This is a genomic window from Peribacillus sp. FSL P2-0133 (genome assembly GCF_037975445.1).
GTDB lineage: Bacteria > Bacillota > Bacilli > Bacillales > DSM-1321 > Peribacillus > Peribacillus simplex_E.
Genome location: NZ_CP150254.1, coordinates 5,785,067 through 5,810,370 on the forward strand (window position 1 = coordinate 5,785,067; position 25,304 = coordinate 5,810,370).

Below are 25,304 nucleotides of genomic sequence, written 5' to 3' on the forward strand. Positions count from 1 at the left end.
CCACCGATTACTGGCTTATATAGTTTAGCGGATTAACGAGAGACCCGTTTTTATATATTTCAAAATGGAGGTGGACACCGGTCGAGTTCCCCGTTGAACCCATCATGCCAATTTTCATGCCTTTTTCAATCTTTTGTCCTGCTTGTACATCTATTGAATCCAAATGCGCATACACTGTCTTATACCCGTTATTATGATTGATCGTTATCTTATTTCCATATCCTCCGGAGTTTCCGGCAGTTTCGATTATCCCATGATCTGCTGCCGTTATCGTCCTGGTGACTGGCCGGGCAATATCAATACCTTTATGCAGTTTCCCCCAGCGCTGGCCCTGCTTACTGGAAATATAGCCCCCATCTGCAGGCCATGAATATGTACCGCTGCCCTGTGAAGGAATGACCTTGGTGCCTTTTCTGGTGATTTCTGTTTTGGCCTTTTCCGTGACTTCTTTTTTTGCGATTGTTTCACTGATTTTCTTTCCGTTTGTTTCGGATACATTATAGGTGAACGCAAGAATCCCCTCATTCCCTATTTGTTCAGTAATGAGCTCGCCCTTTGGAAGTTCGTCATCCTCCTTCACTTTCTTTTCAAAAGGAATCCTCTCTTCCTTAAATACTTCTCTTTTTACCATTACGTTCACATAGGGGATACGTTGGGTCACATAAAGACGCTCGCCCTCTTTAACACCTTTGTTCTCATCCTGTCCCGGATTTAGTTCCAGCAGTTGATCCAGGTCCATATCATGGCTAGTGGCAATGGCTTCAAGATCCTCATCTTCCTTAGCCTCATAGCTCGTCGTTCCTTCCTTTCCTTCTTCTATCATGGAAAGGGTTTCATCGACGCTCTTGATTTCGTCTGGATATACCATTGTCTCTTTAAACGTGACGGGAAGTGAAAATTCGATGTCCAGAATTCTACTTCCTGGCTCTTTTAACGGATCCGCATCTTTTTCACTTTCCTTTTTACCTGATTCATATTCAGCGTATTCCTTTTCATTCACATATAATAAAGTGATTTTCTCCAAAACGTCCTCGGCATCTTCCTTTGACGCAACATAAGCGACCGCCTGATTATCTATGTCGATTTCATAAGCCTCTGCCTTCACATTCAACTGATCTTGAATTCCCTTAACAGCCTGATCCTCTTTTACCTCTTCATCGAATACCTCTTCAGGTACAAACGTCAGCTGTGTCTCCTTATCGAATGTTAAGTCCGGATAATCTTCCTGTGCTTCTTCTACCTTATCGGCTACAATCTTTTCGATTTCCGTTTCGTCCGTCACACTTCCGACGAACTCATCGTTAAGATAAACATGCTGTATGGTTGCAGTTTCCGATATTCCAGCAGCAGTTGCCCGATTTCCTGCAAGCATTAAAATGACGGAAACCATCAACAGGATGATCCCCTTGCCTTTTGAGCTAAACATATATTGTCCTCCTTAACGGCTCAGTCACCAATTAAGAAACTAATCAATTTTATTTTGAGATTTATTAGTCCAATTTAAATATCCACATGCTTATGACTGATTTCTATAATGATTTTTATCACTCATAACTCTACCATATTGAGAAAAAAAACAAGAAACAGACTTCATAATGTAATGGAACTGTATAAATCGTGACAACATGTACCAATAAATATAGGAATGGGGAAAGATCAATAAACTGCAGAAAAAGGAGTGGGCCTAGGCCCAGTAAGGTTAAAAGCGAGTAATAAGCGAATTGGTCTAAATTGGTATGTTACAAATCGTTAACAATCTATTAACAAGATTTCATTCAAAATACATCTGGACGCAAAACAAAAAAACGCCCTAAAGGAAAGGCGTTTATAAAAGGATGGCTCAGGACGGAATCGAACCGCCGACACAAGGATTTTCAGTCCTTTGCTCTACCGACTGAGCTACTGAGCCAAATATTCTATTTTAGAAAAAAATAAAATGGCGGTCCCGACGGGAATCGAACCCGCGATCTCCTGCGTGACAGGCAGGCATGTTAACCGCTACACCACGGGACCAGTAAAGCATTTATATAAAGAAGTGACCCATACGGGATTCGAACCCGTGTTACCGCCGTGAAAGGGCGGTGTCTTAACCGCTTGACCAATGGGCCGGAAAAAATGGTGAGCCATGAAGGATTCGAACCTTCGACCCTCTGATTAAAAGTCAGATGCTCTACCAACTGAGCTAATGGCTCGTACTAAGGAAATGTTTCTTTTCAGGATGTTAACTTAACATCCGTATCTTGTTAATGGCTTGTTCTATTGTGACGACGCTTTTGATAATATCATGGTTTATATAGTTTAGGCAATAGTTTTTTGAAATAAAATTATTTTTTTCTTATATTTTTTCATTTTCCAACAGTTTAATCCATTCATTCGGTATCCCGGACCTCCTGAACGTGACATATAATAGCATGGATGTTAATAACGAAAGAAAAGAGCCGGCAAAAAAGCCAGCTCCTTTTTCAAGAATTACGCTAGACGCCAAGGGCTTCTCACGACATTTGTTTGGTTACGGTCAGGACCGACAGAGAAAGTGGTCAAAGGAATGCCTACCAATTGAGATACGCGCTCTACATAGTGACGAGCGTTCTCTGGAAGCTCATCCAATGATTTGCAACCTGTGATGTCTTCTGACCAGCCTGGTAGTTCTTCATAGACTGGTTTACATTCGCCAATCGCTTTCAAAGTCGCTGGAACTTCATGAATGATCTCGCCTTTGTATTCATAAGCCACACAAATTTTGACCGTATCAAGACCTGATAATACGTCAATCGAGTTCAATGATAAATCAGTAATCCCGCTGACACGGCGAGCATGGCGAACGACAACAGCGTCAAACCAGCCTACACGGCGCGGTCTGCCTGTAGTTGTACCATATTCACGGCCAATTTCCCGGATTTGGTTACCGACTTCATCATGCAATTCTGTAGGGAAAGGACCATCGCCCACACGGCTTGTATATGCTTTACATACTCCAACCACATGGTTGATTTTCGTAGGACCTACACCAGAACCGATTGTAACTCCACCTGCAACCGGATTAGATGAAGTGACGAATGGGTATGTTCCTTGATCGATATCAAGCATGACACCTTGTGCCCCTTCGAATAATACCCGTTTTCCTTCATCAAGTGCGTCATTCAATACAACGGATGTATCACAAACATATTTCTGCACTTGTTGTCCGTACTCATAGTATTCTTCCAAGATATCCTCGATTTTGAAACCTTCCGTTTCATAGAAACGTTCAAACATACGGTTTTTTTCGACAAGATTTTGAGACAATTTTTCCTCGAAAATTTCACGGTCCAAAAGGTCTGCCATGCGGATTCCGTTACGAGCGGCTTTGTCCATATATGCAGGGCCGATTCCTTTTTTAGTCGTTCCAATTTTGTTGGCGCCTTTACGGTCTTCTTCGACTTCATCCAATTTGATATGGTAAGGAAGAATGACATGTGCACGGTTCGAGATACGAAGATTATCCGTACTCACCCCATGGCTATGTAAATAAGCAAGCTCCTCTACAAGAGCTTTAGGATCAACCACCATACCATTTCCAATGACACAAATCTTATCACTATAAAAAATCCCTGATGGAATTAAATGCAGTTTATAGGTAACGCCGTTAAATTTTATTGTATGCCCTGCATTATTCCCACCTTGATAACGAGCGATGGCTTCCGCATTCTGGGATAGAAAATCTGTTATTTTACCTTTACCTTCGTCTCCCCATTGTGTACCGACTACTACAACTGATGACATCTGAATAAAGCACCTCCAAAGGTTCACGTAATACCGATCATTTTAACCGGTTCTTATCAAACAAACCTATTTTATCAATAATCCAAACTGGAAGTCAATACAAAATCCGAACAATACACTTTTCAATAAATACTTTGTTCGTAAATATGAGAAAATTCTTTCGGTTTTACATTGGGTTTTGGATTGTCAATCATTATTGTACCCTTTGATTTCTTTTTCTATTATCATAAGGCCCTTTCCTTTTCCAAAAACAGAGAAAGCCCGCCATTGCAAAAATGGCAGGCAGTTCCCTATGCGCCGGGAGACATCGAATCATCATCGAAGCGGCGTTCGAGGTTAACGAATTTATTATATTCTTTTACGAATGCAAGCGAAACCGTGCCTACTGGACCATTACGCTGTTTCGCTATAATGATTTCGATGATATTTTTATTCTCGGATTCTTTATCATAATAATCATCACGGTATAAGAATGCGACGATATCGGCATCTTGCTCGATACTCCCGGATTCCCTGATATCAGACATCATCGGACGCTTATCCTGACGCTGCTCCACTCCCCGCGATAGCTGGGAAAGGGCGATGACGGGCACTTTAAGTTCACGAGCGAGCGCTTTGAGTGAACGTGAAATCTCGGATACCTCTTGCTGACGGTTGTCGCCTGAACGACCATCGCCTTGAATTAACTGCAGGTAATCGATCAATATCATGCCAAGGCCATGTTCCTGCTTCAAACGACGGCATTTTGAACGGATTTCACCAATCCTCACACCAGGCGTATCATCGATATAAATGCCGGCATTCGACAAGCTTCCCATCGCCATCGTCAGTTTACGCCAATCCTCATCAGTTAAGGAACCTGTTCGTAAATTCTGAGCGTTGATATTTCCTTCAGCACAGAGCATACGCATAACGAGCTGCTCTGCACCCATTTCAAGACTGAAAATCGCTACATTCTCCTCCGTTTTGGTCGCAACGTTTTGAGCGATATTCAATGCAAAAGCGGTTTTACCAACCGAAGGACGGGCACCCACTATGATGAGGTCATTACGTTGGAACCCTGCTGTCATTCGATCCAGTTCAGCAAACCCTGTCGGTATTCCTGTGACATCCCCTTTACGGTTAGTCAAAACTTCTATGTTATCGTACGTCGCAACCAATACATCCTTAATATTTTGAAAAGACCCGGAATTCTTACGCTGGGCCACTTCCATGATCGTTTTTTCTGCTTCCCCGAGCAGCTCCTCGACCTCGTCCTCGCGACTGTAGCCTTCCTGAGCGATGTTGGTCGCTGTCCTGATCAAACGACGCAGCAATGACTTCTCCTCGACGATGCGGGCATAATATTCAATATTGGCCGCGGTAGGCACCGATCCGGCCAATTCACTTAAATAAGAAACTCCGCCAACTTCTTCAAGGTTTTTTGTCGCAGCCAATTCCTCTGTCACCGTAATCAAATCGACAGCTTTTCCTTCGTCATTCAATTTAAGCATTACATTAAAGATTTTTTGATGAGAGCTTCTGTAAAAATCCTCCGGAATCAAAACTTCCGATGTAACGGTCAATGAAGAGGGCTCAAGAAAAATGGCTCCTAGCACTGCCTGTTCGGCTTCTATATTTTGAGGGGGAATCCTATCCTGAAATTGTTCTATCATATCTTAAAACCTCCCATTCTAAGAGGATACCTTTTATATGTTTCTAGTAAAAAAGAAAAAAGTGAAAGGACAACATGCCCAATCACATTTTTCGTCTATCTCTATTTTATCAATTTTTCACAGATATGAAACAGCTAAAATTAGTTAATTTCTTTCACATGCACAGTCAGTGTCGCAGTGACTTCAGGATGAAGCTTGACTGGAAGCTTTGTATGCCCTAAAGTGCGGATGCCTTCAGCAAGCTCCATTTTACGTTTATCAACCTTGACACCGTGTTTTTTCTGAAGCTCCGATGCAATTTGTTTAGTCGTGATGGAACCGAATAAACGCCCGCCCTCACCGGCTTTGGCAGATAGTTCAACCGTTAATTTCTCCAGCTGCACTTTCAATTCTTCAGCATGCTGCAGCTCTTCTGCTGCAAGTGATTCTTCTTTATTTTTCTGGGCTTCTAAAGTTTTTACATTTGAATTATTTGCTTCAACAGCCAATCCTTGTTTTAACAGGAAATTATGTGCATAACCATCTGCTACATTTTTAACTTCCCCTTTTTTCCCTTTACCTTTTACGTCTTTCAGAAATATTACTTTCATTCTTTTTGTCCCCCTTCTAAATATTCATCAATAGCTGCTTTCAATCGACTTTCAGCTTCATCAATGGAGCAAACCTGTTGAGTGGCGGCATTTGTTAAATGTCCGCCTCCATTCAACATTTCCATGATCACCTGTACATTGATATCACCTAGAGAACGCGCACTTATGCCAACTGTATCATCAGATCGCTTAGCCATTACGAAAGAAGCCGCAACGCCATCCATGGTCAATAGGGTGTCCGCAGCTTGAGCGATGAGCACCTGATTATGAACTTGATCGGTTTTTGCAGAGGCAATGGCAATTCCCTTTTTATAAAAGATGACTTCCTCAATGAGCTTCGAACGTTTGATATAGGTGTCCACGTCTTCTTTTAAGAATTTCTGGACAAGTACCGTATCAGCTCCATGCGCCCTTAGATAAGAGGCTGCATCGAAAGTGCGTGAACCTGTTCTTAAGGTGAAGCTTTTCGTATCGACGATGATACCTGCAAGAAGCGCCGTCGACTCCAGCATATCAATCTTTGAGCGTTTCGGTTGATATTCAAGCAGTTCGGTTACAAGTTCTGCTGTTGAAGATGCATATGGCTCCATATAGACGAGCAATGAATTCTTGATGAACTCCTCACCGCGGCGATGATGGTCGATGACTACAACCTTATCGATCCTATTCAATAACCGCTCTTCAATCACCATGGAAGGTTTATGTGTATCGACCACAACCAGCAAGGTCTCATCCGTAATCATTTCAAATGCATCATCAGGTGTTATGAACCGGGAATACAGCTCTTCTTTATTTTTGATTTCTTCCATTAAACGAAGGACACTGCTATCGAGCTGCTGGGTGTCGATGACAATATAGCCTTCACGTTCATTCATCTGGGCAACTTTCAAGATGCCGATCCCTGAACCGATTGCGTCCATATCCGGGTTTTTATGGCCCATGACAATGACTTTATCGCTATCAAGGACTATATCCTTCAATGCATGGGAAATGACACGTGCACGGACTCTCGTGCGCTTTTCCATCGGATTGGTTTTGCCGCCATAAAATTTCACTTTTCCATTTGCTTGCTTTATCGCTACTTGGTCACCGCCCCGTCCAAGGGCGAGATCCAAGCTGGACTGTGCAAGCGTACCTAGTTCCGGTAAGGATGGCACGGCCGAGCCGACCCCGATGCTCAGGGTCAAGGGTACATTTTGCTTGGCCGTCGTTTCCCTGATTTCATCCAAAATCGAGAATTTGCCCTTCTCAAGCTGATGAAGGATATGCTCATTGAAGACAGCGATGAATCGTTCCGAGGAAACCCGTTTAAAGAAAACGCCATTATCCCTTGCCCATTTATCAAGAAGTGAGGTAACCAAGCTATTAATGCTGCTTTTACGCTGATCATCCATACCCTGTGTCAAATCATCATAATTATCAAGAAGAATGATCGCAATTGCCGTCCGCTCATCTTCATATAATTTCTCAATTTCCACTTGCTCCGTCACATCAAAAAAGTAAAGAAGCCTTTCATCACGCTTATGGACCACCTTGAATTTCCGATCGTGGAGCGTAAGCGTCTCTGTCTCGATCTCTTGCTTGATCAACGGCACTATCGAGTCCGCAACATCGTATAGCGATCTTCCTGCCAAGGAGTCTTCACTAAAACAAGAAGCCAGGAATGGATTGGTCCATTCAATGTAATAATCCTCATTAAAGAGCATGATCCCAATCGGCATTTCCAATAACGCTTCCTCGCCCACCTTCTTTAAACGATAGGATAAAGTCGTTATATACTCTTCTGTCTTTCGTTGCTTTTTTTCTACCATTCTTAATGTTAAATAAAATAAACCAGCAAGAATCAATAGTCCAACAAGTGCAATAACCCAATTATAATAAGCCAGTACGCCCAAAAGTAAAACGACTGCGGCCAGCACCCCATACAATGGGGACTTAATCGAGTATTCTTTCAAATAAGATGGCATAGTTTCAGCTCCTAAAAGCATCTGTTTTACAAAAAAGTCTTCTATTCCTTTTTCTTGATTGTCTCCCTAAAAGGAAAGCCTAAATCTATTATACCTAAAAATCGCACGGCCGTCGTAATAATCGGAATCGGCAGCAGCAAAGAAAAAACCACGATTAAAACAGGTATGGCCTTAGCCCAAGACTTAACATGAGCGATATAGAATATCAGGGAATATCCTTGTAATAAAATAAAGAACTGCAGTATGAAAAATAGGTTCGTTATGGCCATATATACAAAACTGTTCTTGTCCGTATTCACAAAAAGAGCAAGAAGCATCGTAATTAAATAATACCATAAAAGACTTTTCGGGAGTCGCAGATCTCGAAAATGGGGCCATTTTAACGCCTTATCACTGAATCTCTTCACAATGGGATGCGCCGCAAAGAAAATCAATAAAACCATGATGACTGACATCAAGACGAACAAACTTGGCATCAGCGTGTTCATCATATCGAGTGATTCATACAACCGCTTTTTGACTTGTTCCGTCGGTGCCTGTCCAAAAGAATCCATTATGCCGATAGTATTTTCGAGGGACCCCTCAGCCATGTTCATCGATTCTTCTATGTAATTAACATCCGTTATCAATACTGAAGCTGCATATATTAATAAAATGCCTCCCAGGAAGACAAGGACTGCGCTTATGAACATAGGTGCCATCGGTTTGTCCTTTTTCAAAAAATAGCCGATTGCGATTCCCGTTGCCCCCATGAGCAAGGTCAGCGGAACAGACAATATCGTCCCAATGAGGATCGACAATAACGAGGCTACAAATAAGTAACCAAGGCTCCACGATAACTTTTGTTTGATTGTGACAAGTATGAATGGAATGGGTAAAAAGAATGTAGTGAAAATACCCAATAGTGGGATTTGAATGGTGATGAACAATAAAATGCAATATAGTGCCAGAAGGGCTCCGCCCTCAGCAATCCGTCTCCCGCTATTCATCTTTATTTCACCCCCTGTTATTATTGATGTCTTATCTCCATCTTTATATTGTATCCGTTACGGCCAGGATATTTCAAACATCACATTCTTTTTTAGGATATGATTATTTTTTCTGAGGAAAACGTCCGGATAACTTCCTTTTGAAATAAAAAAACCGCAATTCAGCGGTTTTCAGGCATAAGTGACAACTTATAAAAAAGGCACATTAAGGATAACTCCTCAATGTGCCAATTTATTATTCACCAGATACATATGGTAGTAATGCCATAGTACGTGAGCGTTTAATAGCAATCGTTAATTTACGTTGATATTTAGCGCTTGTACCAGTTACACGACGTGGTAAAATTTTACCGCGTTCTGAGACGAATTTTTTAAGAAGATCTACATCTTTGTAATCAATTTTAGTGATTCCGTTAGATGTGAAATAACAAACCTTTTTACGCTTACCGCGTCCTTTACGTCCACCCATTGCCATGATAAATTTCCCTCCCTGCTTTTTGAATTTTCATTTTAAACGGCTGTTTAAAACGGAAGATCGTCATCTGAAATGTCGATTGTCTTACCGTCATTTGCAAACGGATCATCATCTACACGAGTGTAGTTGTTATTGCTCCGTTGATTCTGATTAGGATTTTGTCCATACGAATTGTTGTCATTTCCGTTATTATTGCCATAACTTCTTTGACCTCCACCGTAAGAACCGCCTTCATTTCTTTCACCCGCTGAACTGCTTCGTGGTTCAAGGAATTGAACACTCTCAGCCAGAATCTCCGTCACATATACGCGTTTGCCGTCTTGTCCTTCATAATTACGTGTTTGGACACGTCCATCCACGCCAGCTAAACTGCCCTTTTTCAAGAAGTTAGCTACATTTTCTGCCGGTTTACGCCAAACTACACAGTTAATGAAATCCGCTTCACGTTCACCCTGCTGATTCGTAAAACCACGGTTCACAGCTAAAGTAAAGGTAGCTACGGGAACTCCATTAGGTGTATATCGTAATTCAGGATCTTTAGTTAAGCGTCCTACCAAAACTACGCGATTCATCATCAGAATCAACCCCTAGGTTTCAAGCTTGTTTCATATGAAACAAGATTAGAATTTATATTAAATATCGAATTATACTTCTTCTCTAGTAGCCATGTGGCGAATAATGTCTTCACTGATTTTAGCAAGACGATCGAATTCTTGAATCGCAGCACTTTCAGCGTTAACTTTAAGAAGCATGTAGTAACCATCACGGAAATCATTGATTTCATATGCAAGACGGCGTTTACCCCATTCTTTTGCTTCTACTTCCGCACCATTATCAGAAAGGATTGTGTTGAAACGTTCAACTAAAGCTTTTTTAGCTTCTTCCTCAATGTTTGGACGGATGATATACATAATTTCGTATTTTCTCATCACTGTCACCTCCTTTTGGTCTAAGCGGCCCAATTGGGCAAGGAGCAATTATTTATAATTACTCACAAGATGAAATTATAGCATAGTTAAAGTGGATTTGCAACGAACGGTTCGACTTATTACAATTAATTGTAATCCATGATTCAAGTCCCACAAAAAAGACCCTACATATGGAATGGTAGGGTCTTTGAATCTTAAACGTTAAAACGGAAATGGATAACATCGCCATCGTTAACGATGTATTCTTTTCCTTCCAAACGAACTTTACCTGCTTCTTTTGCAGCACCATGACTGCCCGCTTCAAGTAAATCGGTATAAGAAACCGTTTCGGCACGGATGAAACCACGTTCGAAGTCCGTGTGAATGACGCCGGCACATTGAGGGGCTTTCATCCCTTTGCGGAATGTCCAAGCACGCACTTCCTGTACACCAGCTGTAAAGTATGTTGCCAATCCAAGCAGATTATAAGAAGCACGGATCAACTGATCAAGACCTGACTCCTCGATGCCAAGTTCAGATAGGAACATTTCCTTTTCTTCACCTTCAAGCTCTGCAATTTCCTCTTCGATTTTGGCACAAATCACGATCACCTCGGCATTTTCCTTAGCAGCATATTCACGAACTTGCTGTACATATTCATTATCGTCAGCATTCGCCACTTCATCTTCGCTCACGTTCGCCACGTAAAGCGTCGGCTTCGCTGTAAGTAAATGCATGCCCTTCACGATTTTTTGCTGCTCTTCAGTAAACTCGACGGTACGTGCAGGCTTTTCATCTTCCAATGCTTCTTTTAAAGCTACTAGGATTTCATGTTCTGCCACAGCGGCTTTATCTTTTTGCTTGGCCATTTTTCCGACACGGTCGATGCGTTTGACAACAGATTCCAAATCGGCAAGGATCAATTCAAGGTTGATGACTTCGATATCATCGATTGGATTTACTTTTCCGGAGACATGGGTAATGTTATCGTCTGCAAAACAACGGACGACTTGACAAATTGCATCCACTTGACGGATGTGGGAAAGGAATTTATTACCTAATCCTTCTCCTTTACTTGCTCCTTTTACAATCCCGGCGATATCCGTGAATTCAAATGCTGTCGGAACCGTCTTTTTCGGTTTTACCAATTCAGTCAATTTTTGCAGACGGTGATCTGGCACTTCCACGATCCCGACATTTGGGTCGATCGTGCAGAAAGGATAGTTGGCAGATTCCGCACCTGCCTGAGTAATTGCATTAAATAAAGTGGATTTACCTACGTTAGGCAAACCGACTATACCAGCTGTTAAAGCCATTTATATTTCACTCCTTCAAGATGATTCGTACATATGGGAAAAGAACTGATCTTCTATAAAGACCCTCCAATTACCTAAACCTTTCCCAATTATAGATTTCACTTCCTAAAAAGACAAGTAAATCATGAGAAACGCAGGACTACTTTCACTCCAAAAAAAAAGCATGATTACTCCTCATGCTTTTGCAGAACTTTTTTCATTTTCTTCGCGAATTCACGTCGAGGCAGCATCACGCTATGGCCGCACCCTTCACATTTTATCCGGATATCCATACCGAGCCGTATAATTCTCCACTTATTCACTCCACAGGGATGCGGTTTCTTCATTTCCACAATATCCTTAAGTGCAAATTCCTTTTCCTCCATAACCATGAGCCCCCTAATTCCTATGACTCGCTGCCATTGTACGTAGATTTAATCCCACTTGAATCAAGCGCAGCACTTATTTCAATTCTTAATATCCTACTGATTTCAATGTGATGCATCGGCTTTGTTTCCGCTTTAATCCGAAAGACGATTTCTTCAGGACTAATTTTTTCAATTCCCAAAAATTCAGGTGTTTTGATCAATGCATCGTATTTGCCTTCCATACTGTTTAAAAGATCAATCAGCACCTTCTCAGCACGCTCGACCGATCCATCGTTAGGTATGGTCACATCAACAACAGCCATACTATTTAAAATGGAATAATTCGTGACCTGGATGATGCTGCCGTTGGGTATGAAGTGCAATTCACCTGCACCGCTTTTAATTTTCGTTGTACGAAGCCCGATCTCAATGACTTCCCCTTCAAAATTATTGATTTTAATATAATCCCCAACCGAGAAATGATCTTCAAAAATAACGAAAAATCCTGTAATTATATCCTTGACCAAACTTTGAGCACCAAAACCAACTGCCAAACCGAGAACACCGGCACCAGCGAGTAATGGCATTACTTCTATTCCGAAAATTTCCAGAATCATTATCAAGGCAATGAAATTGATGACATAGGTAATGATATTTTCGAGCAATTTAATGAGTGTCGCTTCCCTGCGCTCCGATACCCGAATGGGACTCCTTAAACGTGCTTTGAAAAATTTATTCAGAATAGTCTTTCCTATTCTAATAATAATACGCGATAACATCAGAACAAGGAAGATTTTAATAATCCCCTCGCCCAACAGCAGCCATATCTTTTCATCCAATATCTCTTTTGTAACGTTATCATAAATGCGATCCATATTTTCCTCCTGCCTAATGCAATTAACTGCAAATCTTTTATATCGTCTATATGATTTTTCCCCATATAGACGTATTCCTCTACCCTTCATGCATTGAGATAACCATGAAGTAGAGCGATTTTCTCTATTTTATCAATAAATAATGGTTTCTGTACAAAAAAATTATGGGTATATAGGTAAAAGAATTAGAAGTTTTTACCCAAATATTAAAGTAATTATTTACTAGAAAGTATAAATGAAAGCAATTGGTAGAGGATAACGTCGATTCATATCCCCTTCACCTGTTTGCATGTTCTACAAAAAATTCCCTCATCCATGATGTTAAATGCCGTATATTTTCCCCTTTTTATCCGTATACTGTAATACCAAATAAAGTAAAGGAGTTGAGCCGATGAATCTGAATTCTAGTCTATTTAATAATAATAAAAATAGATTGAGTCGCATCCTGCATGAAGATACGGATGCATCCAAGCAAATTTCCCAGGAATTAATCAACCTCCTACCAACCGGAAAGCTCCAACCAATCGTCATCGTCTGCATAGGCACGGACCGTTCCACAGGCGATTCACTCGGACCACTTGTCGGCACTCTGCTTAGTGAAAAAGCTGAAAACGGTTCTTCTTCATTCCATGTTTATGGTACTCTGGATGACCCTATACATGCGATGAATTTACAGGAAAAATTAAATGAAATCAAAAAGATGCATGCCAATTCCTTTATCGTCGGAATCGATGCTTGCTTAGGGAAAATGAAAAGCGTCGGCATCGTTCAAATCGGCCAGGGACCAGTGAAGCCAGGAGCTGGGGTCAATAAAGATCTTCCTTCCGTCGGAAATGCCCATATTACAGGAATCGTGAATGTAAGTGGATTCATGGAGTTCATGGTCTTGCAGAACACGCGTCTTAATCTTGTGCTAAAAATGGCCAAAACCATTGCCGAGGGGATTTATGAAGCACAAAATCATTATCCAATAAAACCTTCCATCACTCCTTTCACATGGTCATTCAAGCAAGAAAAAACCCTATGATCGGTTTTTTCTTATCATAAAAAAGAAGGAAGGGGATGGCCCCTTCCTTCTTTTTTTTATACATAATACATGAAAGTAACCAGAATCGCGGTGATCATTATGCCCGGAAGCAGATTTGCCACCCTTATTTTGGTCAGACCGATAATATTCAAACCAATCGCCAAAATCATGACTCCCCCAGTTGCCGTCATTTCCAGTATGAAGGAATCCATTAAAGCAGTTGGGATCATCGTATTGATCTGCCTTGAAAAAATCGCTATGAACCCCTCATAAAGAATGACCGGAAATGCTGAAAAAAGTACACCTATGCCAAGCGTACTGGCGAGGACCAATGCCGTAAATCCATCGATGATCGCTTTTGTTATCAAAACGTCATGATCATTCCGGATACCGCTATCCAGGGCACCGATGATGGCCATCGCCCCAATGCCAAATATGAGCGTAGCCGTTACAAATCCCTGAGATATCGAAATTCCTTCCTTCGCTTTCATCCTGCGTTCAAGCCAATTGCCTAAAGAATTCAGCCTGGCCTCAAGATTCATCCATTCACCGAGGACAGCCCCTCCGACAATACTTAAAATGACAACAAGGAAATTATCACTTTTAAAGCCCATCTGCAAACCTAGGACCATGACGGCCAAACCGATACCGCTCATGACCGTTTCTTTTATCTTTTCAGGTATATGTTGCAAAAACCTTCCTAAAATCGAACCGATTAAAATGCAGGCACCATTCACCAAAGCCCCTAATAATACCATCTCATCCACCTAATTTTCTGCATATGTCGTCACGATCTTTTCATAAGGTGATCTAAGAGGATAGGTTCTCTTGATCGATCAAGTTCAAAATTCTCTCTAAATCTTCTTTTGAAAAGAATTCTATTTCTATTTTTCCTTTTTTCTTGCTTTGTTTTATCGTTACGCTCGTTCCTAGTCTTTCACGCAGACTTGTCTCCCGTTGCTTTATGAAGATATCTTTTTTTTCTTGTTTCTTATGTTTAGTTTCACGTGAAACGGTATCATTCAATTGATGTATATATTGCTCTAGCTGTCTGACATTCATTCCTTCTTTGAGGATTTTATCCGCTACTGGCTTAAGCATCTCTTTTTTCTTTAAACCTAGCAATGCCCGGCCATGCCCCATGGAAATTTCCCCGTCGGAGATATATCTCCTAATCCCTTCAGGCAAAGATAGCAATCTAACATGGTTTGCTATATGGGGACGGCTTTTACCCAGCCGGTTGGCCAACTGCTCCTGGGTGAATTCCATTTTTTCAAGAAGCGTTTGATAAGCGACAGCCTCCTCGATCGGATTCAAATCTTCCCGTTGCAGGTTTTCCAAAATCGCCAGTTCCATCATCTGCTGTTCGCTCAATTTCCTCACAACGACCGGAACTGTCTTTAAACCAGCTTCCTTGGCAGCACGATAACGCCTTTCCCCAGCCACGATTTCATATCCCTTAATGCTTTCCCGGGCAATAATCGGCTGTAATATCCCATGTTCCATGATGGATTGCTTTAATTCCTCTATAGCTTCAAGCCGAAAGCTCTTTCGGGGCTGATAAGGATTTGGCCTTAATTCCCTTAATTTGATTTCTCGCACGATTTCATCTTTACTGATCTCCCCACTGTTGAAAAGTGCGTTAAGTCCTTTGCCAAGTCCTTTAGCCATTTGATACCACTTCCTTTGCCAGTTCTAGATAGACCTCCGCCCCTCGAGACTTTGGATCATATATAATTATCGGTTCTCCATGGCTCGGTGCTTCACTCAAACGGACATTGCGGGGAATGATGGTTTGATAGACTTTATCCTGAAAGTATTTTTTGACTTCTTCTATGACCTGGAGACCTAGATTCGTTCTTGCATCCAACATCGTCAATAGCACACCCTCGATTTTCAAATCATGGTTCAAATGCTTTTGGACGAGGCGGACTGTATTCAATAGTTGACTCAAACCCTCCAATGCATAATATTCACATTGTACCGGAATCAAAACTGCATCGGCGGCCGTTAAGGCATTAAGCGTAAGCAAACCCAATGATGGAGGGCAGTCAATCACAATGTAATCATATTGGCCCTGCACCTCTTCTAACGCCCTTTTTAATCGGACTTCCCTTGAGATGGTTGGAACAAGTTCAATTTCTGCACCTGCTAGTTGAATTGTCGCAGGTATGGCATATAGGTTTTCTACCTTTGTTTCCATGATGACGGTACTGGCTTCGACATCATCAACCAATACATCATAAATACATTGTTCCACATCGGCTTTGTCAATGCCTGCACCGCTTGTCGCATTTCCCTGCGGGTCAATATCGACCATTAAGACTTTCTGTCCTATGTATGCAAGACAAGCACTTAGACTGACAGAAGTTGTCGTTTTTCCAACACCGCCCTTTTGATTGGCAATGGCTAGAATCTTACCCACGAATTCACCCGCTTTCAACTATCTTCATCACGCTTATATCTATTGATTTTTACCGTAAATCCATTTATTTCTTTCTATTTTATCATGAATGTTACTGGAAGAAATCGTTTTCTGAAATTCCTCTTAAAATTTGAAATATATCTAAAAGCATTAAAAATCCGGGAAAAGTTGAATGTTTTTTAAGGTGGAAATACCAGTTTTGGCGCGAAAATAAAAAAAGCTTGGTAATCGGAGACTACCAAGCGGGTAAGGATAGGGACTCAAGTTTTTTTCTTGGGTATTTTAATCGTGAACTGATAATACTCCTCGAATTCTTCTTCCTCTGCATCCAAATTTATTCCATTGTCTGTAACCATATTGAGTGATTGGCGTATGGTATTCACGGCAATCCTCATGTCTTTACTAAACGCTTTTCGCTTAGGTTTCGGCTTCTGCACAGTACCCTTCAAGAGCTTGACGACCTGCTCTTCGGTCTGTTTGACGTTTAACCCTTTTTCGATGATTTCCAAAAGCAGTTTAAGCTGCTTTTCAGGACTCTTCAACGGTATCAACGAGCGGGCATGGCGTTCCGTAATTTGCTTTTGAAGAAGTGCATCCTGAACCTCCTGGGGCAGCTTAAGCAGCCGAAGCTTATTCGCCACGGTAGATTGTCCTATTCCCAGTCTTTGTGCCAAAGCTTCTTGTGTTAAACTATGCAGCTCCAATAGTTTTCCATAAGCCAAAGCTTCTTCAATCGGTGTCAGTTCTTCACGCTGAAGGTTTTCTATCAGCGCAACGGAAGCCGTTTCTGTATCGGTGAAATCTTTGATTATAGCGGGTGCCAATTCCCAGCCAAGCTTTTGCATGGCTCGAAAACGACGCTCACCTGCAATGATTTCATACTTTCCCTGACCATAAGCCCTTACTACAATTGGTTGAATGATCCCATGTGTATGGATCGTTTGAGCCAATTCGGCAATTTTATCGTCATTAAAAACGGTCCTTGGTTGAAATCGATTAGGCACAATATCAGAAATGGAAATTTTTCTTATTTCTTCATTATTATTGCTAGGTGTCTCTATCTCTAGTTGCTCTTCTTCCTTTTCGCCAAACCCAAAGAACCGCGAAAAAGGATGCTTCATCTTCCTACACCACCTTTTAAAACTCCCAAATAACATATTCTCTATTTATAGGACAAGTCCTGCATACATTTCCCGACATGGTTATACATATGGCCCTTCGCTGTAAAAAACATGTCGACTGGCGCCATCAAGGCAATAATGAGGAATGGAAGGCCAGTTATTATAACTATCGGCGGCTTGCCCAAAATTATTTCCCTGAATCAGCCAGCACAGGGCACAAGTTTTGACATGTACCGAAAATGCCTTCTTGTTGGCAAATGCAGTATTGAGTGAAAATAATAAGGTCATACATTTATAGTAAAAGAAAATAAGGGCAAGTACCAGCCATATATCTGAATCATCTACGCTTACTATGAAAACTTACTCATCGTACAGGGTTATTCAATAGGCTGCTTATTCGGTGTCCCTGGTTTTCTTGGGTATTTTTTAGGAGTCTTCTTCACTTTTTTTACAGTAATGATGTTTCTTTCACTATTTTCCTCTGGCAATGTGAAAGGATGAATTTCTTCAATTTTTCCGCCTAATGTAAAAATGGCCTTCTTCCCTGTGTCCATTTCATCTTGTGCACTAGCCGCTTTCATGGCAATGAACGTCCCATCCAGTTTAACGAGCGGCAAACATAGTTCACTTAAAACGGACATCCTGGCTACTGCCCTTGCCATGACAATATCATAGGATTCGCGATGCTCCTGTTTTTGGGCGAAGGTTTCCGCCCGGTCATGATAGAAGGAAACTCCCTTTAATTGCAAGGAATCCGCAAGGTGATTCAAAAAAGAAATTCGCTTATTCAAGGAATCCACAATCGAGACGTGGATATCAGGGAAACAAATCTTCAATGGAATACTCGGAAATCCAGCTCCAGCCCCAACATCGCAAATTCGATATGATTTGTTAAAGTCAAAATAGAAGGCTGCACTGATTGAATCATAAAAATGCTTAAGATAAACTTCTTCTTTATCAGTGATGGCTGTTAAGTTCATCTTTTCGTTCCATTCCACCAATAATCGATAATAAGTGTCAAACTGATCAAGCTGTTGAGGAGAAAGCTCGATCCCTTTCTCCAGCAGTGCTTGTTGGAACTGTTCAATATTCATGTCTTTTCAATCCTTTTCGGGTATTTCCATTACTGAGATACTCTGGCAATCTTTCCTTGTTCCAAATAAACAAGCAAAATGGAAACATCAGCGGGATTCACACCGGAAATTCTTGAAGCCTGAGCTACTGATAGCGGGTGGACCTGCTTTAATTTTTGACGTGCTTCCGTTGCAAGTCCAGAAATTGCATCATAATCGATATTCTCTGGAATCTTTTTATTCTCCATTTTTTTCAGGCGATCGACTTGCTGCAAGGATTTTTCGATATATCCTTCATACTTGATCTGGATTTCGACCTGTTCCGTCACTTCATCGCTCAGTTCGACATCACTTGGCGCCAACTTCTGGATATGGGAATAATCCATTTCAGGCCGTTTCAATAAATCGGAGGCCCGGATTCCATCCTTTAACTCACTGCCGCCACTTGCAGTAATGACTTCTTGTACCTCTTTGGTCGGTTTGATGAAGTTTGATTTCAGTCTTTCCTTTTCCATTTCAACCGCTTCTTTTTTCATAAGGAATCGATTGTAGCGTTCTTCTTTGATCATTCCGATATTGAATCCAATTTCCGTTAAGCGTAAATCGGCATTATCATGACGCAATAATAAACGATATTCTGCACGTGAAGTCAGCAATCGGTATGGTTCATTCGTGCCTTTCGTTACAAGGTCATCAATGAGAACACCAATATAGGCATCCGAACGGCTTAATATCAGTTCTTCTTTACCCATTGCATTCAATCCTGCATTAATACCGGCCATCAATCCTTGTCCTGCTGCTTCCTCGTAGCCGGATGTCCCGTTAATTTGGCCAGCAGTATAAAGATTTTTGATTTTCTTCGTTTCAAGTGTAGGCCATAGCTGTGTAGGAACGATAGCATCATATTCAATTGCATATCCAGCGCGCATCATTTCCGCCTTTTCAAGTCCTGGAATTGTTTGCAGGATTTTCACTTGCACATCTTCAGGCAGACTTGTAGATAAACCTTGCACATAAACTTCCTTTGTATTGCGACCTTCAGGCTCCAGGAATATTTGATGCCTTGGTTTATCATTAAAACGGACGACTTTATCTTCAATCGATGGACAATAACGCGGCCCAGTTCCTTTAATCATTCCCGAATACATTGGTGAACGGTGTAGATTCTCATCAATGAGCTGGTGTGTCCCCTCATTCGTGTACGTTAACCAGCATGGCAATTGATCCGTTATGAACTTTGTCGTTTCATAAGAAAATGCACGCGGCATTTCATCGCCAGGCTGAATTTCCGTCTTGCTGTAATCTATGGAAGAGCTATTCACGCGTGGCGGCGTTCCTGTTTTAAAACGGACCAAATCAAATCCTAACTGCTCTAAATGTTCAGAAAGCCTGATGGAAGGCTGCTGATTATTAGGGCCGCTTGAATATTTCAGTTCCCCTAAAATGATTTCACCGCGTAAATATGTTCCAGTCGTGATTACGACAGTCTTCGCACGGTACACCGCGCCTGTTTTAGTGATGACACCCGTGCATACGTTGTTTTCAACAATTAATTCCTCTACCATTCCTTGAATCAATGTTAGATTTTCTTGGTCTTCTATCGTCTTTTTCATTTCTTGTTGATAGAGAAATTTATCTGCCTGCGCCCGCAATGCACGAACAGCCGGACCTTTAGCCGTATTGAGCATCCTCATTTGAATATGGGTCTTGTCGATATTTTTTCCCATTTCTCCGCCTAAAGCGTCAATTTCCCTAACGACTATCCCTTTTGCCGGCCCACCAACGGAGGGATTGCATGGCATAAAGGCGACCATATCCAAGTTAATGGTGATCATCAACGTTTTAGCTCCGACTCTTGCCGCTGCAAGGCCTGCCTCACTTCCAGCATGACCGGCACCAATAACAATGACATCATAGCTACCTGCTTCGTACTGCATATCCTTTTCCTCCTTTTACGCTTATTTTCCTAAACAAAATTGAGAGAACAATTGGTTGATCAAATTATCTTGAACGCTTTCGCCAATGATTTCTCCAAGTAGCTCCCATGCTTTCGTGAAATCGATTTGAACCAAATCAACCGGTGTACCCATTTCAATAGCATCGATTGCATCTTCAATTGACTGTAATGCCTGTCCCAGCAAAGCTATATGCCTGGCATTGGAAACATAGGTCAGGTCTCCCGTTTCTAAAGAACCCTCGAAAAATAAAGAAGCGATAGCTTCCTCCAATTCATCGACCCCTCGGTCCTCCAGTAATGAAGTCGTAACAACTTTATGGGATGCCGCCTTTTCCTTGACCTTGGCCATATCGATTTTTTGTGGAAGGTCGGTTTTATTGATGATAACGATGACATCCATACCCTCAACCGCTTGAAATAGTTTCTCATCTTCAGTAGTGAAATCATCTGAATAATTCAATACAAGCAATATTAAATCAGCCTCTTTTAATACTGCACGGGACCGTTCAACTCCAATTCGTTCGACGATATCCTCCGTTTCGCGAATTCCTGCCGTATCGACAAGTTTAAGCGGTACACCGCGAACATTGACATATTCTTCGATAACGTCACGTGTTGTACCTGGAATATCAGTGACGATCGCTTTATTTTCATGAACTAAGCTGTTAAGCAAAGAAGATTTTCCGACATTAGGGCGCCCTATGATAACGGTCGCAAGCCCGTCCCGAAGTATTTTCCCCTGTTGGGCCGTGTGAAGCAGTTTCTCTATTTCATTCTTCACATAACTGCCCTTTTCCAAAAATAAACGATGCGTCATTTCTTCGACATCATCATATTCCGGATAATCTATATTTACCTCGACTTGAGCGAGGGTCTGTAAAATTTCCTGACGCAGGTTTTGGATTAATTTCGAAAGCCTGCCTTCCATTTGACCTAATGCAACATTCATGGCTTTATCCGTTTTAGCCCGGATTAAATCCATAACGGCCTCAGCTTGAGAAAGATCGATCCTGCCATTCAAAAAGGCCCGTTTCGTAAATTCACCAGGTTCCGCTAAACGAGCACCTTGTGAGAGAATAAGCTGCAATACCCGATTGACCGAAACGATTCCACCGTGACAATTTATTTCAACTACATCTTCTCTTGTAAATGTCTTTGGACCCATCATGACCGAAACCATGACTTCCTCTATGATTTCACCTGTTTTAGGCTGGATAAGGTGGCCATAATGAATCGTATGTGATTTCACTTCAAGCAATCCTTTTCCACCTGGTCCTTTAAAGATCCTATCGGCTATTTCTATGGCCTCATCACCGCTGATTCTAACGATGGCGATTGCCCCTTCCCCTAAGGGAGTAGAGATAGCGGTGATTGTATCGAATTCCATGTTTTCACCTCTTATATAATGATGGTTCTATTTTTTTCTGTTAATAAAATCGTCGAATCCCTAAATTACTACAATACCACAGTATATTCATGAAAAAAAGTAGATACTCCTGCTCTCCAAGAGTTATCCACATGCAATTAATCCATATTCTGTAATATTCATTTTAACTTATCCACATGTGAATAACAAATGTCGCCCGCTTCCCTTTCTCCCATTCCCTTTACGAATCAAGAGAATATAAAAAGAATTTTGTCAGTTATTGTTGAATTAATACTTGAAAAAAACATTAAACACACAACGATTTCATGGCCTAAAAAAAGAACCCCTGCTTAAAAGCAGAAGGTTCATTTAAGTGGAGTAATGACCAAGTGGCGATATGGCTCAGTCCCACTTGAAGTTGTTTTTATTTTTGGATAATCCAAGAGGGCATTATGGATGACCTTCCGTTCATAGGATGGCATCGGCTCGAGTGAAACAGCATTACCTGTTTTCATGGCTTTATTTGCCATTCTTTCAGCCAATTGGACTAAAGTGTCATTGCGGCGATTTCGATAATCCTCTGCATCTACAGTAATATTCAAAAACTGCTTCGAATATCGATTTGCAACAAGCTGCGCTAAATACTGAAGTGAATTTAGTGTTTGACCTCTTTTACCAATCAATAATGCAATTTTATCACCTGATAAATGGAATGTTACGTTCTTCCCTTTACGAGTGACATCAATTTGTGCATCGACTCCCATTTCCACGCTGACATTCTTCAAAAACCCAAGTGTCTCTTCAATGGGATCTGCAGGCAATGTCACATGGACAATGGCCTTCCTAGCACCAAATAAACCAAAAAATCCTTTTTTGCCCTCATCTTCTATTTCAATCTCCACGCGATCTTTAGTGCTGTTCAGTTGAGCTAAAGCTAAATTTACTGCTTCTTCGACAGATTGTCCTGTAGCAGTTACCTTTTTCACTTTTTCTTTGCCCCTCCCGCGTTTTCCGCAGCTGCTTTTCTAAGATCCGGACCTTTGATGAAATATGTTTGAACGATACCAAAAAGGTTACCAACTACCCAGTAAAGAGAAAGAGCAGCGGGGAAATTAATAGCAAAAACAACAATCATGATTGGCATGATGTAAAGCATCATCGTCATTTGTGCCGCCATTTGTGGATTGGAGTTCATTCCAGCCATGGACATCTTTTGCTGAATAAAAGTCGTGATACCTGCAACGACCGGTAAAACATAAACAGGATCCGGGGAACCTAAATCAAACCAAAGAAAACTATGTAAAGCAATTTCTTCCGTCCGGCTGATTGCATGGTAAAATCCGATCAAAATCGGCATTTGCACCAATATCGGCAAACATCCCGCCAATGGATTCACATTATATTTTGAAAATAGAGCCATTGTTTCTTGTTGTAGTTTTTGTTGTGTGGCAGCATCTTTTGAGCTGTATTTTGCTTGAAGTTCTTTCATTTCAGGCTGAATGGCCTGCATTGCTTTCGAGCTTTTCACCTGTTTGATCATTAATGGAAGTAATGCTAAGCGAATGATAAGTGTAACACCGATGATTCCCAAACCATAGTTCTCACCAAATGCTTCAGAAAGCCAAATGATCAGGGCTGATAATGGATAGACAATGTATGAATTCCAAAAACCTTCACTCTCTGCAGTAATAGGTTCTTTGATTTCCGTACACCCTGCTAACAACATCATTATCGAGGCTAGTCCAATAATGAGTAATATTCGTTTTTTCAACCGTAATTTCCTCCTAACTGCAATCAATCTTTTTTGAAACAATTGTGAACTGATTATTAGAAGATTTCAAGGAAAAGTAATCCACTTTTTCCACAGTTTACAATCGGAATTTTCTATGTCATTTTTCTCAAGTAACCACATGATCCGAGGAGTGCTTATTCGATATAAGGGGACTTTATTGTTTTTTCTTTTTAAAGTTTAATGATTTAGAACGTTTCAGGACATGAATCAAGCTGCTTTTCACCTGGAAAAAGTCCATCTCCGCCGCTGGTTTTCGAGCAATCACAATATAATCCTTACCCTCTTCTATATCTTCTTTCAATTCCAAAAACGCTTGCCGTATGTATCTTTTGATTTGGTTCCTAACAACGGCGTTCCCGATTTTTTTACTGACTGAAAGGCCGATCCGAAAATAATCCTGACCCGGCTTTTCAAGGACATAGACAACGAATTGCCGATTAGCAGAAGATTCACCTTTTTTAAACACAAGCTGAAATTCGTCCTCTTTCTTAATCCTTAACTTTTTTTTCATTTTTACACCTTCATTACATGAATTGAGTCTCAGTAAATCCCTTATTTTGCGAAAAAAGACCACTGAGACTTTTCAGTGGTCTATGCAGATAATACTTTTCTGCCCTTACGGCGACGTGCAGCGATTACTCTACGTCCGTTTTTCGTGCTCATACGTGCACGGAAACCGTGAACTTTACTATGTTTGCGGTTATTCGGTTGATAAGTTCTTTTCATTATATGACACCTCCCTGAGGAATAACAGTTAAAGACAGTCTTTACAATTATATAGATGGAGGTTTCTACTTGTCAACCTCATCCATAAAAATATTTCATTTTTAATGCTCAATGTCCAGTAGGCCTTTTTTTACTACCTAGCCTATTGTAAATGATTTTGCTCCGAACTGATATAGAAATTTTTGGGGAACGGGAAATTTCCATCATTTTATCGATGGGCACAAATATGAGATTCGCAATGAATCCTCTCTTGATCGACACAACATTCGACAAATAATATGAATGAACCTGAATCACTTTCTATCTGTCACATGCACGTCTTTCAGCTTGAACCAAGTTGTTCAAGTTAAATTAATTCGAGGCTATAATCACGGTCTGTGGATAAAATTCGACATGTTTTTTTCTATCCACAAACCATTTTATAGACTTTTGCACATAACAATGGCCTGTGGAAAAGTTTTTCCCACAAGCTCGGTAAGTTGTGGATAAAGTTTTCTAACCCATTGCAAGACGCCTGAATTTCTGATATTATATTTGTGTTTTCACTCTGAATAACTTTATCAACAGGGAACGTTTATCCACAGACTGTGTATAACTTGTGGATAGTTTATTCGACCTGTGTATATTAATCTGTCCACAGATGGTGGATATTGTCGAAAACCCTTTTTTCTTCTTTATTATATAATTCTTAAAATACCTGTTGATGAATAAACATTCAAATCTGCACTGGCTTACCAGATGTAGTCTGTACAAAGGTTGTACAGCGCAAGATATAGTTTTTAGGCACTTCACATTACACAACACAAAATTCCTTTATACAGCTCACCGAACCTTTGCTGTCAAAATTAATATAAAGACGGCAATCGATGAGTTTATTTGTGCCTATACATTTAGATACAATCATTAAAAATTTTTTGCAAAGGAGGGATAAGT

At 40.9% G+C, this 25,304-nt stretch carries 24 protein-coding genes and 4 tRNA genes; 1 reads left to right on the plus strand and 27 read right to left on the minus strand.

The annotated features are described in order from the left end of the window. Positions 1-7 precede the first annotated feature (7 nt). The 16 genes from MKY17_RS27960 to MKY17_RS28035 all read right to left on the minus strand — a co-directional run bounded on the left by MKY17_RS27960 (position 8) and on the right by MKY17_RS28035 (position 12,884). Complete coding sequence (locus MKY17_RS27960) at positions 8-1,426, minus strand: M23 family metallopeptidase (protein ID WP_339201176.1); 1,419 nt, start codon at positions 1,424-1,426, stop codon at positions 8-10. 410 nt (positions 1,427-1,836) lie between these two features. After that, positions 1,837-1,909 (minus strand) — tRNA-Phe (locus MKY17_RS27965). 28 nt (positions 1,910-1,937) lie between these two features. Then, positions 1,938-2,013 (minus strand) — tRNA-Asp (locus MKY17_RS27970). A gap of 23 nt (positions 2,014-2,036) precedes the next feature. Continuing rightward, positions 2,037-2,108, minus strand: a tRNA-Glu gene (locus MKY17_RS27975). Positions 2,109-2,116: 8 nt separating this feature from the next. Next, positions 2,117-2,192: transfer RNA gene (locus MKY17_RS27980), tRNA-Lys, on the minus strand. Between the two features lie 277 nt (positions 2,193-2,469). Next, positions 2,470-3,762, minus strand: a complete 1,293-nt coding sequence (locus tag MKY17_RS27985; protein WP_034316136.1) for an adenylosuccinate synthase — start codon at positions 3,760-3,762, stop codon at positions 2,470-2,472. Between the two features lie 290 nt (positions 3,763-4,052). Continuing rightward, the gene (dnaB, locus tag MKY17_RS27990) at positions 4,053-5,417 is read right to left on the minus strand and encodes a replicative DNA helicase (protein WP_098370315.1); all 1,365 of its coding nucleotides are present in this window, start codon (positions 5,415-5,417) and stop codon (positions 4,053-4,055) included. Between the two features lie 140 nt (positions 5,418-5,557). Further along, a complete protein-coding gene (gene rplI / locus MKY17_RS27995; protein ID WP_098370316.1) occupies positions 5,558-6,007 on the minus strand; it encodes a 50S ribosomal protein L9 in 450 nt (149 codons plus the stop codon). After that, a complete protein-coding gene (locus MKY17_RS28000) occupies positions 6,004-7,974 on the minus strand; it encodes a DHH family phosphoesterase (RefSeq protein ID WP_098370317.1) in 1,971 nt (656 codons plus the stop codon). Before MKY17_RS28000 ends, rplI begins: the two co-directional genes overlap by 4 nt. Positions 7,975-8,015: 41 nt before the next feature. Beyond that, on the minus strand, positions 8,016-8,963 hold the full coding sequence (locus tag MKY17_RS28005) for a YybS family protein (protein ID WP_339201178.1): 948 nt from the start codon (positions 8,961-8,963) through the stop codon (positions 8,016-8,018). Between the two features lie 235 nt (positions 8,964-9,198). Next, a complete protein-coding gene (gene rpsR / locus MKY17_RS28010; protein ID WP_034316147.1) occupies positions 9,199-9,438 on the minus strand; it encodes a 30S ribosomal protein S18 in 240 nt (79 codons plus the stop codon). Positions 9,439-9,485: 47 nt separating this feature from the next. Then, complete coding sequence (gene ssb, locus MKY17_RS28015; RefSeq protein WP_076368498.1) at positions 9,486-10,013, minus strand: single-stranded DNA-binding protein; 528 nt, start codon at positions 10,011-10,013, stop codon at positions 9,486-9,488. A gap of 69 nt (positions 10,014-10,082) precedes the next feature. Continuing rightward, positions 10,083-10,367 (minus strand): 30S ribosomal protein S6, encoded by a 285-nt coding sequence (gene rpsF / locus MKY17_RS28020; protein ID WP_034316153.1) that lies wholly within the window; start codon positions 10,365-10,367, stop codon positions 10,083-10,085. 194 nt (positions 10,368-10,561) lie between these two features. Further along, complete coding sequence (gene ychF / locus MKY17_RS28025; protein ID WP_076368500.1) at positions 10,562-11,662, minus strand: redox-regulated ATPase YchF; 1,101 nt, start codon at positions 11,660-11,662, stop codon at positions 10,562-10,564. Between the two features lie 167 nt (positions 11,663-11,829). Beyond that, positions 11,830-12,027 (minus strand): DUF951 domain-containing protein, encoded by a 198-nt coding sequence (locus tag MKY17_RS28030; protein WP_034316158.1) that lies wholly within the window; start codon positions 12,025-12,027, stop codon positions 11,830-11,832. A 20-nt stretch (positions 12,028-12,047) separates the two neighbouring features. Continuing rightward, complete coding sequence (locus MKY17_RS28035) at positions 12,048-12,884, minus strand: mechanosensitive ion channel family protein (protein WP_098370320.1); 837 nt, start codon at positions 12,882-12,884, stop codon at positions 12,048-12,050. A gap of 391 nt (positions 12,885-13,275) precedes the next feature. Here MKY17_RS28035 and yyaC point away from each other — a divergent pair, with 391 nt between their 5' ends. After that, on the plus strand, positions 13,276-13,911 hold the full coding sequence (gene yyaC, locus MKY17_RS28040) for a spore protease YyaC (RefSeq protein WP_098370321.1): 636 nt from the start codon (positions 13,276-13,278) through the stop codon (positions 13,909-13,911). A 56-nt stretch (positions 13,912-13,967) separates the two neighbouring features. Here the strand turns inward: yyaC and MKY17_RS28045 are convergent, their stop codons facing one another. From MKY17_RS28045 to rpmH, 11 genes are all read right to left on the minus strand, one after another. Next, positions 13,968-14,669 (minus strand): DUF554 domain-containing protein, encoded by a 702-nt coding sequence (locus MKY17_RS28045; protein ID WP_076368504.1) that lies wholly within the window; start codon positions 14,667-14,669, stop codon positions 13,968-13,970. A 52-nt stretch (positions 14,670-14,721) separates the two neighbouring features. Then, a complete protein-coding gene (locus MKY17_RS28050) occupies positions 14,722-15,582 on the minus strand; it encodes a ParB/RepB/Spo0J family partition protein (RefSeq protein WP_098370322.1) in 861 nt (286 codons plus the stop codon). Beyond that, entirely contained in the window at positions 15,575-16,336 is a 762-nt protein-coding gene (locus MKY17_RS28055; RefSeq protein WP_076368556.1) for an AAA family ATPase, read from the minus strand. Before MKY17_RS28055 ends, MKY17_RS28050 begins: the two co-directional genes overlap by 8 nt. Before the next feature lie 260 nt (positions 16,337-16,596). Next, positions 16,597-17,457 (minus strand): nucleoid occlusion protein, encoded by an 861-nt coding sequence (gene noc / locus MKY17_RS28060; RefSeq protein ID WP_098370323.1) that lies wholly within the window; start codon positions 17,455-17,457, stop codon positions 16,597-16,599. 377 nt (positions 17,458-17,834) lie between these two features. After that, complete coding sequence (gene rsmG, locus MKY17_RS28065) at positions 17,835-18,551, minus strand: 16S rRNA (guanine(527)-N(7))-methyltransferase RsmG (RefSeq protein WP_141992407.1); 717 nt, start codon at positions 18,549-18,551, stop codon at positions 17,835-17,837. A gap of 29 nt (positions 18,552-18,580) precedes the next feature. Then, positions 18,581-20,467 (minus strand): tRNA uridine-5-carboxymethylaminomethyl(34) synthesis enzyme MnmG, encoded by a 1,887-nt coding sequence (gene mnmG, locus MKY17_RS28070; RefSeq protein ID WP_098370325.1) that lies wholly within the window; start codon positions 20,465-20,467, stop codon positions 18,581-18,583. A gap of 21 nt (positions 20,468-20,488) precedes the next feature. Beyond that, positions 20,489-21,874: a tRNA uridine-5-carboxymethylaminomethyl(34) synthesis GTPase MnmE gene (gene mnmE / locus MKY17_RS28075; RefSeq protein WP_098370326.1), complete on the minus strand. Its 1,386-nt coding sequence runs from the start codon at positions 21,872-21,874 to the stop codon at positions 20,489-20,491. A gap of 344 nt (positions 21,875-22,218) precedes the next feature. Further along, positions 22,219-22,839, minus strand: a complete 621-nt coding sequence (gene jag / locus MKY17_RS28080; protein WP_339201183.1) for an RNA-binding cell elongation regulator Jag/EloR — start codon at positions 22,837-22,839, stop codon at positions 22,219-22,221. After that, positions 22,836-23,624 (minus strand): YidC family membrane integrase SpoIIIJ, encoded by a 789-nt coding sequence (spoIIIJ, locus tag MKY17_RS28085; RefSeq protein WP_098370328.1) that lies wholly within the window; start codon positions 23,622-23,624, stop codon positions 22,836-22,838. Before spoIIIJ ends, jag begins: the two co-directional genes overlap by 4 nt. A 175-nt stretch (positions 23,625-23,799) precedes the next feature. Continuing rightward, positions 23,800-24,156: a ribonuclease P protein component gene (gene rnpA / locus MKY17_RS28090; RefSeq protein WP_076368512.1), complete on the minus strand. Its 357-nt coding sequence runs from the start codon at positions 24,154-24,156 to the stop codon at positions 23,800-23,802. A gap of 80 nt (positions 24,157-24,236) precedes the next feature. Continuing rightward, positions 24,237-24,371 (minus strand): 50S ribosomal protein L34, encoded by a 135-nt coding sequence (rpmH, locus tag MKY17_RS28095; RefSeq protein WP_034316183.1) that lies wholly within the window; start codon positions 24,369-24,371, stop codon positions 24,237-24,239. Positions 24,372-25,304 lie beyond the last annotated feature (933 nt).

Coding starts and splice junctions, on each gene's coding strand:
- MKY17_RS27960 (WP_339201176.1), bottom strand. CDS start 1,426: ATGTTTAGCTCAAAAGGCAAGGGGATCATCCTGTTGATGGTTTCCGTC.
- MKY17_RS27985 (WP_034316136.1), bottom strand. CDS start 3,762: ATGTCATCAGTTGTAGTAGTCGGTACACAATGGGGAGACGAAGGTAAA.
- dnaB (WP_098370315.1), bottom strand. CDS start 5,417: ATGATAGAACAATTTCAGGATAGGATTCCCCCTCAAAATATAGAAGCC.
- rplI (WP_098370316.1), bottom strand. CDS start 6,007: ATGAAAGTAATATTTCTGAAAGACGTAAAAGGTAAAGGGAAAAAAGGG.
- MKY17_RS28000 (WP_098370317.1), bottom strand. CDS start 7,974: ATGCCATCTTATTTGAAAGAATACTCGATTAAGTCCCCATTGTATGGG.
- MKY17_RS28005 (WP_339201178.1), bottom strand. CDS start 8,963: ATGAATAGCGGGAGACGGATTGCTGAGGGCGGAGCCCTTCTGGCACTA.
- rpsR (WP_034316147.1), bottom strand. CDS start 9,438: ATGGCAATGGGTGGACGTAAAGGACGCGGTAAGCGTAAAAAGGTTTGT.
- ssb (WP_076368498.1), bottom strand. CDS start 10,013: ATGATGAATCGCGTAGTTTTGGTAGGACGCTTAACTAAAGATCCTGAA.
- rpsF (WP_034316153.1), bottom strand. CDS start 10,367: ATGAGAAAATACGAAATTATGTATATCATCCGTCCAAACATTGAGGAA.
- ychF (WP_076368500.1), bottom strand. CDS start 11,662: ATGGCTTTAACAGCTGGTATAGTCGGTTTGCCTAACGTAGGTAAATCC.
- MKY17_RS28030 (WP_034316158.1), bottom strand. CDS start 12,027: ATGGAGGAAAAGGAATTTGCACTTAAGGATATTGTGGAAATGAAGAAA.
- MKY17_RS28035 (WP_098370320.1), bottom strand. CDS start 12,884: ATGGATCGCATTTATGATAACGTTACAAAAGAGATATTGGATGAAAAG.
- yyaC (WP_098370321.1), top strand. CDS start 13,276: ATGAATCTGAATTCTAGTCTATTTAATAATAATAAAAATAGATTGAGT.
- MKY17_RS28045 (WP_076368504.1), bottom strand. CDS start 14,669: ATGGTATTATTAGGGGCTTTGGTGAATGGTGCCTGCATTTTAATCGGT.
- MKY17_RS28050 (WP_098370322.1), bottom strand. CDS start 15,582: ATGGCTAAAGGACTTGGCAAAGGACTTAACGCACTTTTCAACAGTGGG.
- noc (WP_098370323.1), bottom strand. CDS start 17,457: ATGAAGCATCCTTTTTCGCGGTTCTTTGGGTTTGGCGAAAAGGAAGAA.
- rsmG (WP_141992407.1), bottom strand. CDS start 18,551: ATGAATATTGAACAGTTCCAACAAGCACTGCTGGAGAAAGGGATCGAG.
- mnmG (WP_098370325.1), bottom strand. CDS start 20,467: ATGCAGTACGAAGCAGGTAGCTATGATGTCATTGTTATTGGTGCCGGT.
- mnmE (WP_098370326.1), bottom strand. CDS start 21,874: ATGGAATTCGATACAATCACCGCTATCTCTACTCCCTTAGGGGAAGGG.
- rnpA (WP_076368512.1), bottom strand. CDS start 24,156: ATGAAAAAAAAGTTAAGGATTAAGAAAGAGGACGAATTTCAGCTTGTG.
- rpmH (WP_034316183.1), bottom strand. CDS start 24,371: ATGAAAAGAACTTATCAACCGAATAACCGCAAACATAGTAAAGTTCAC.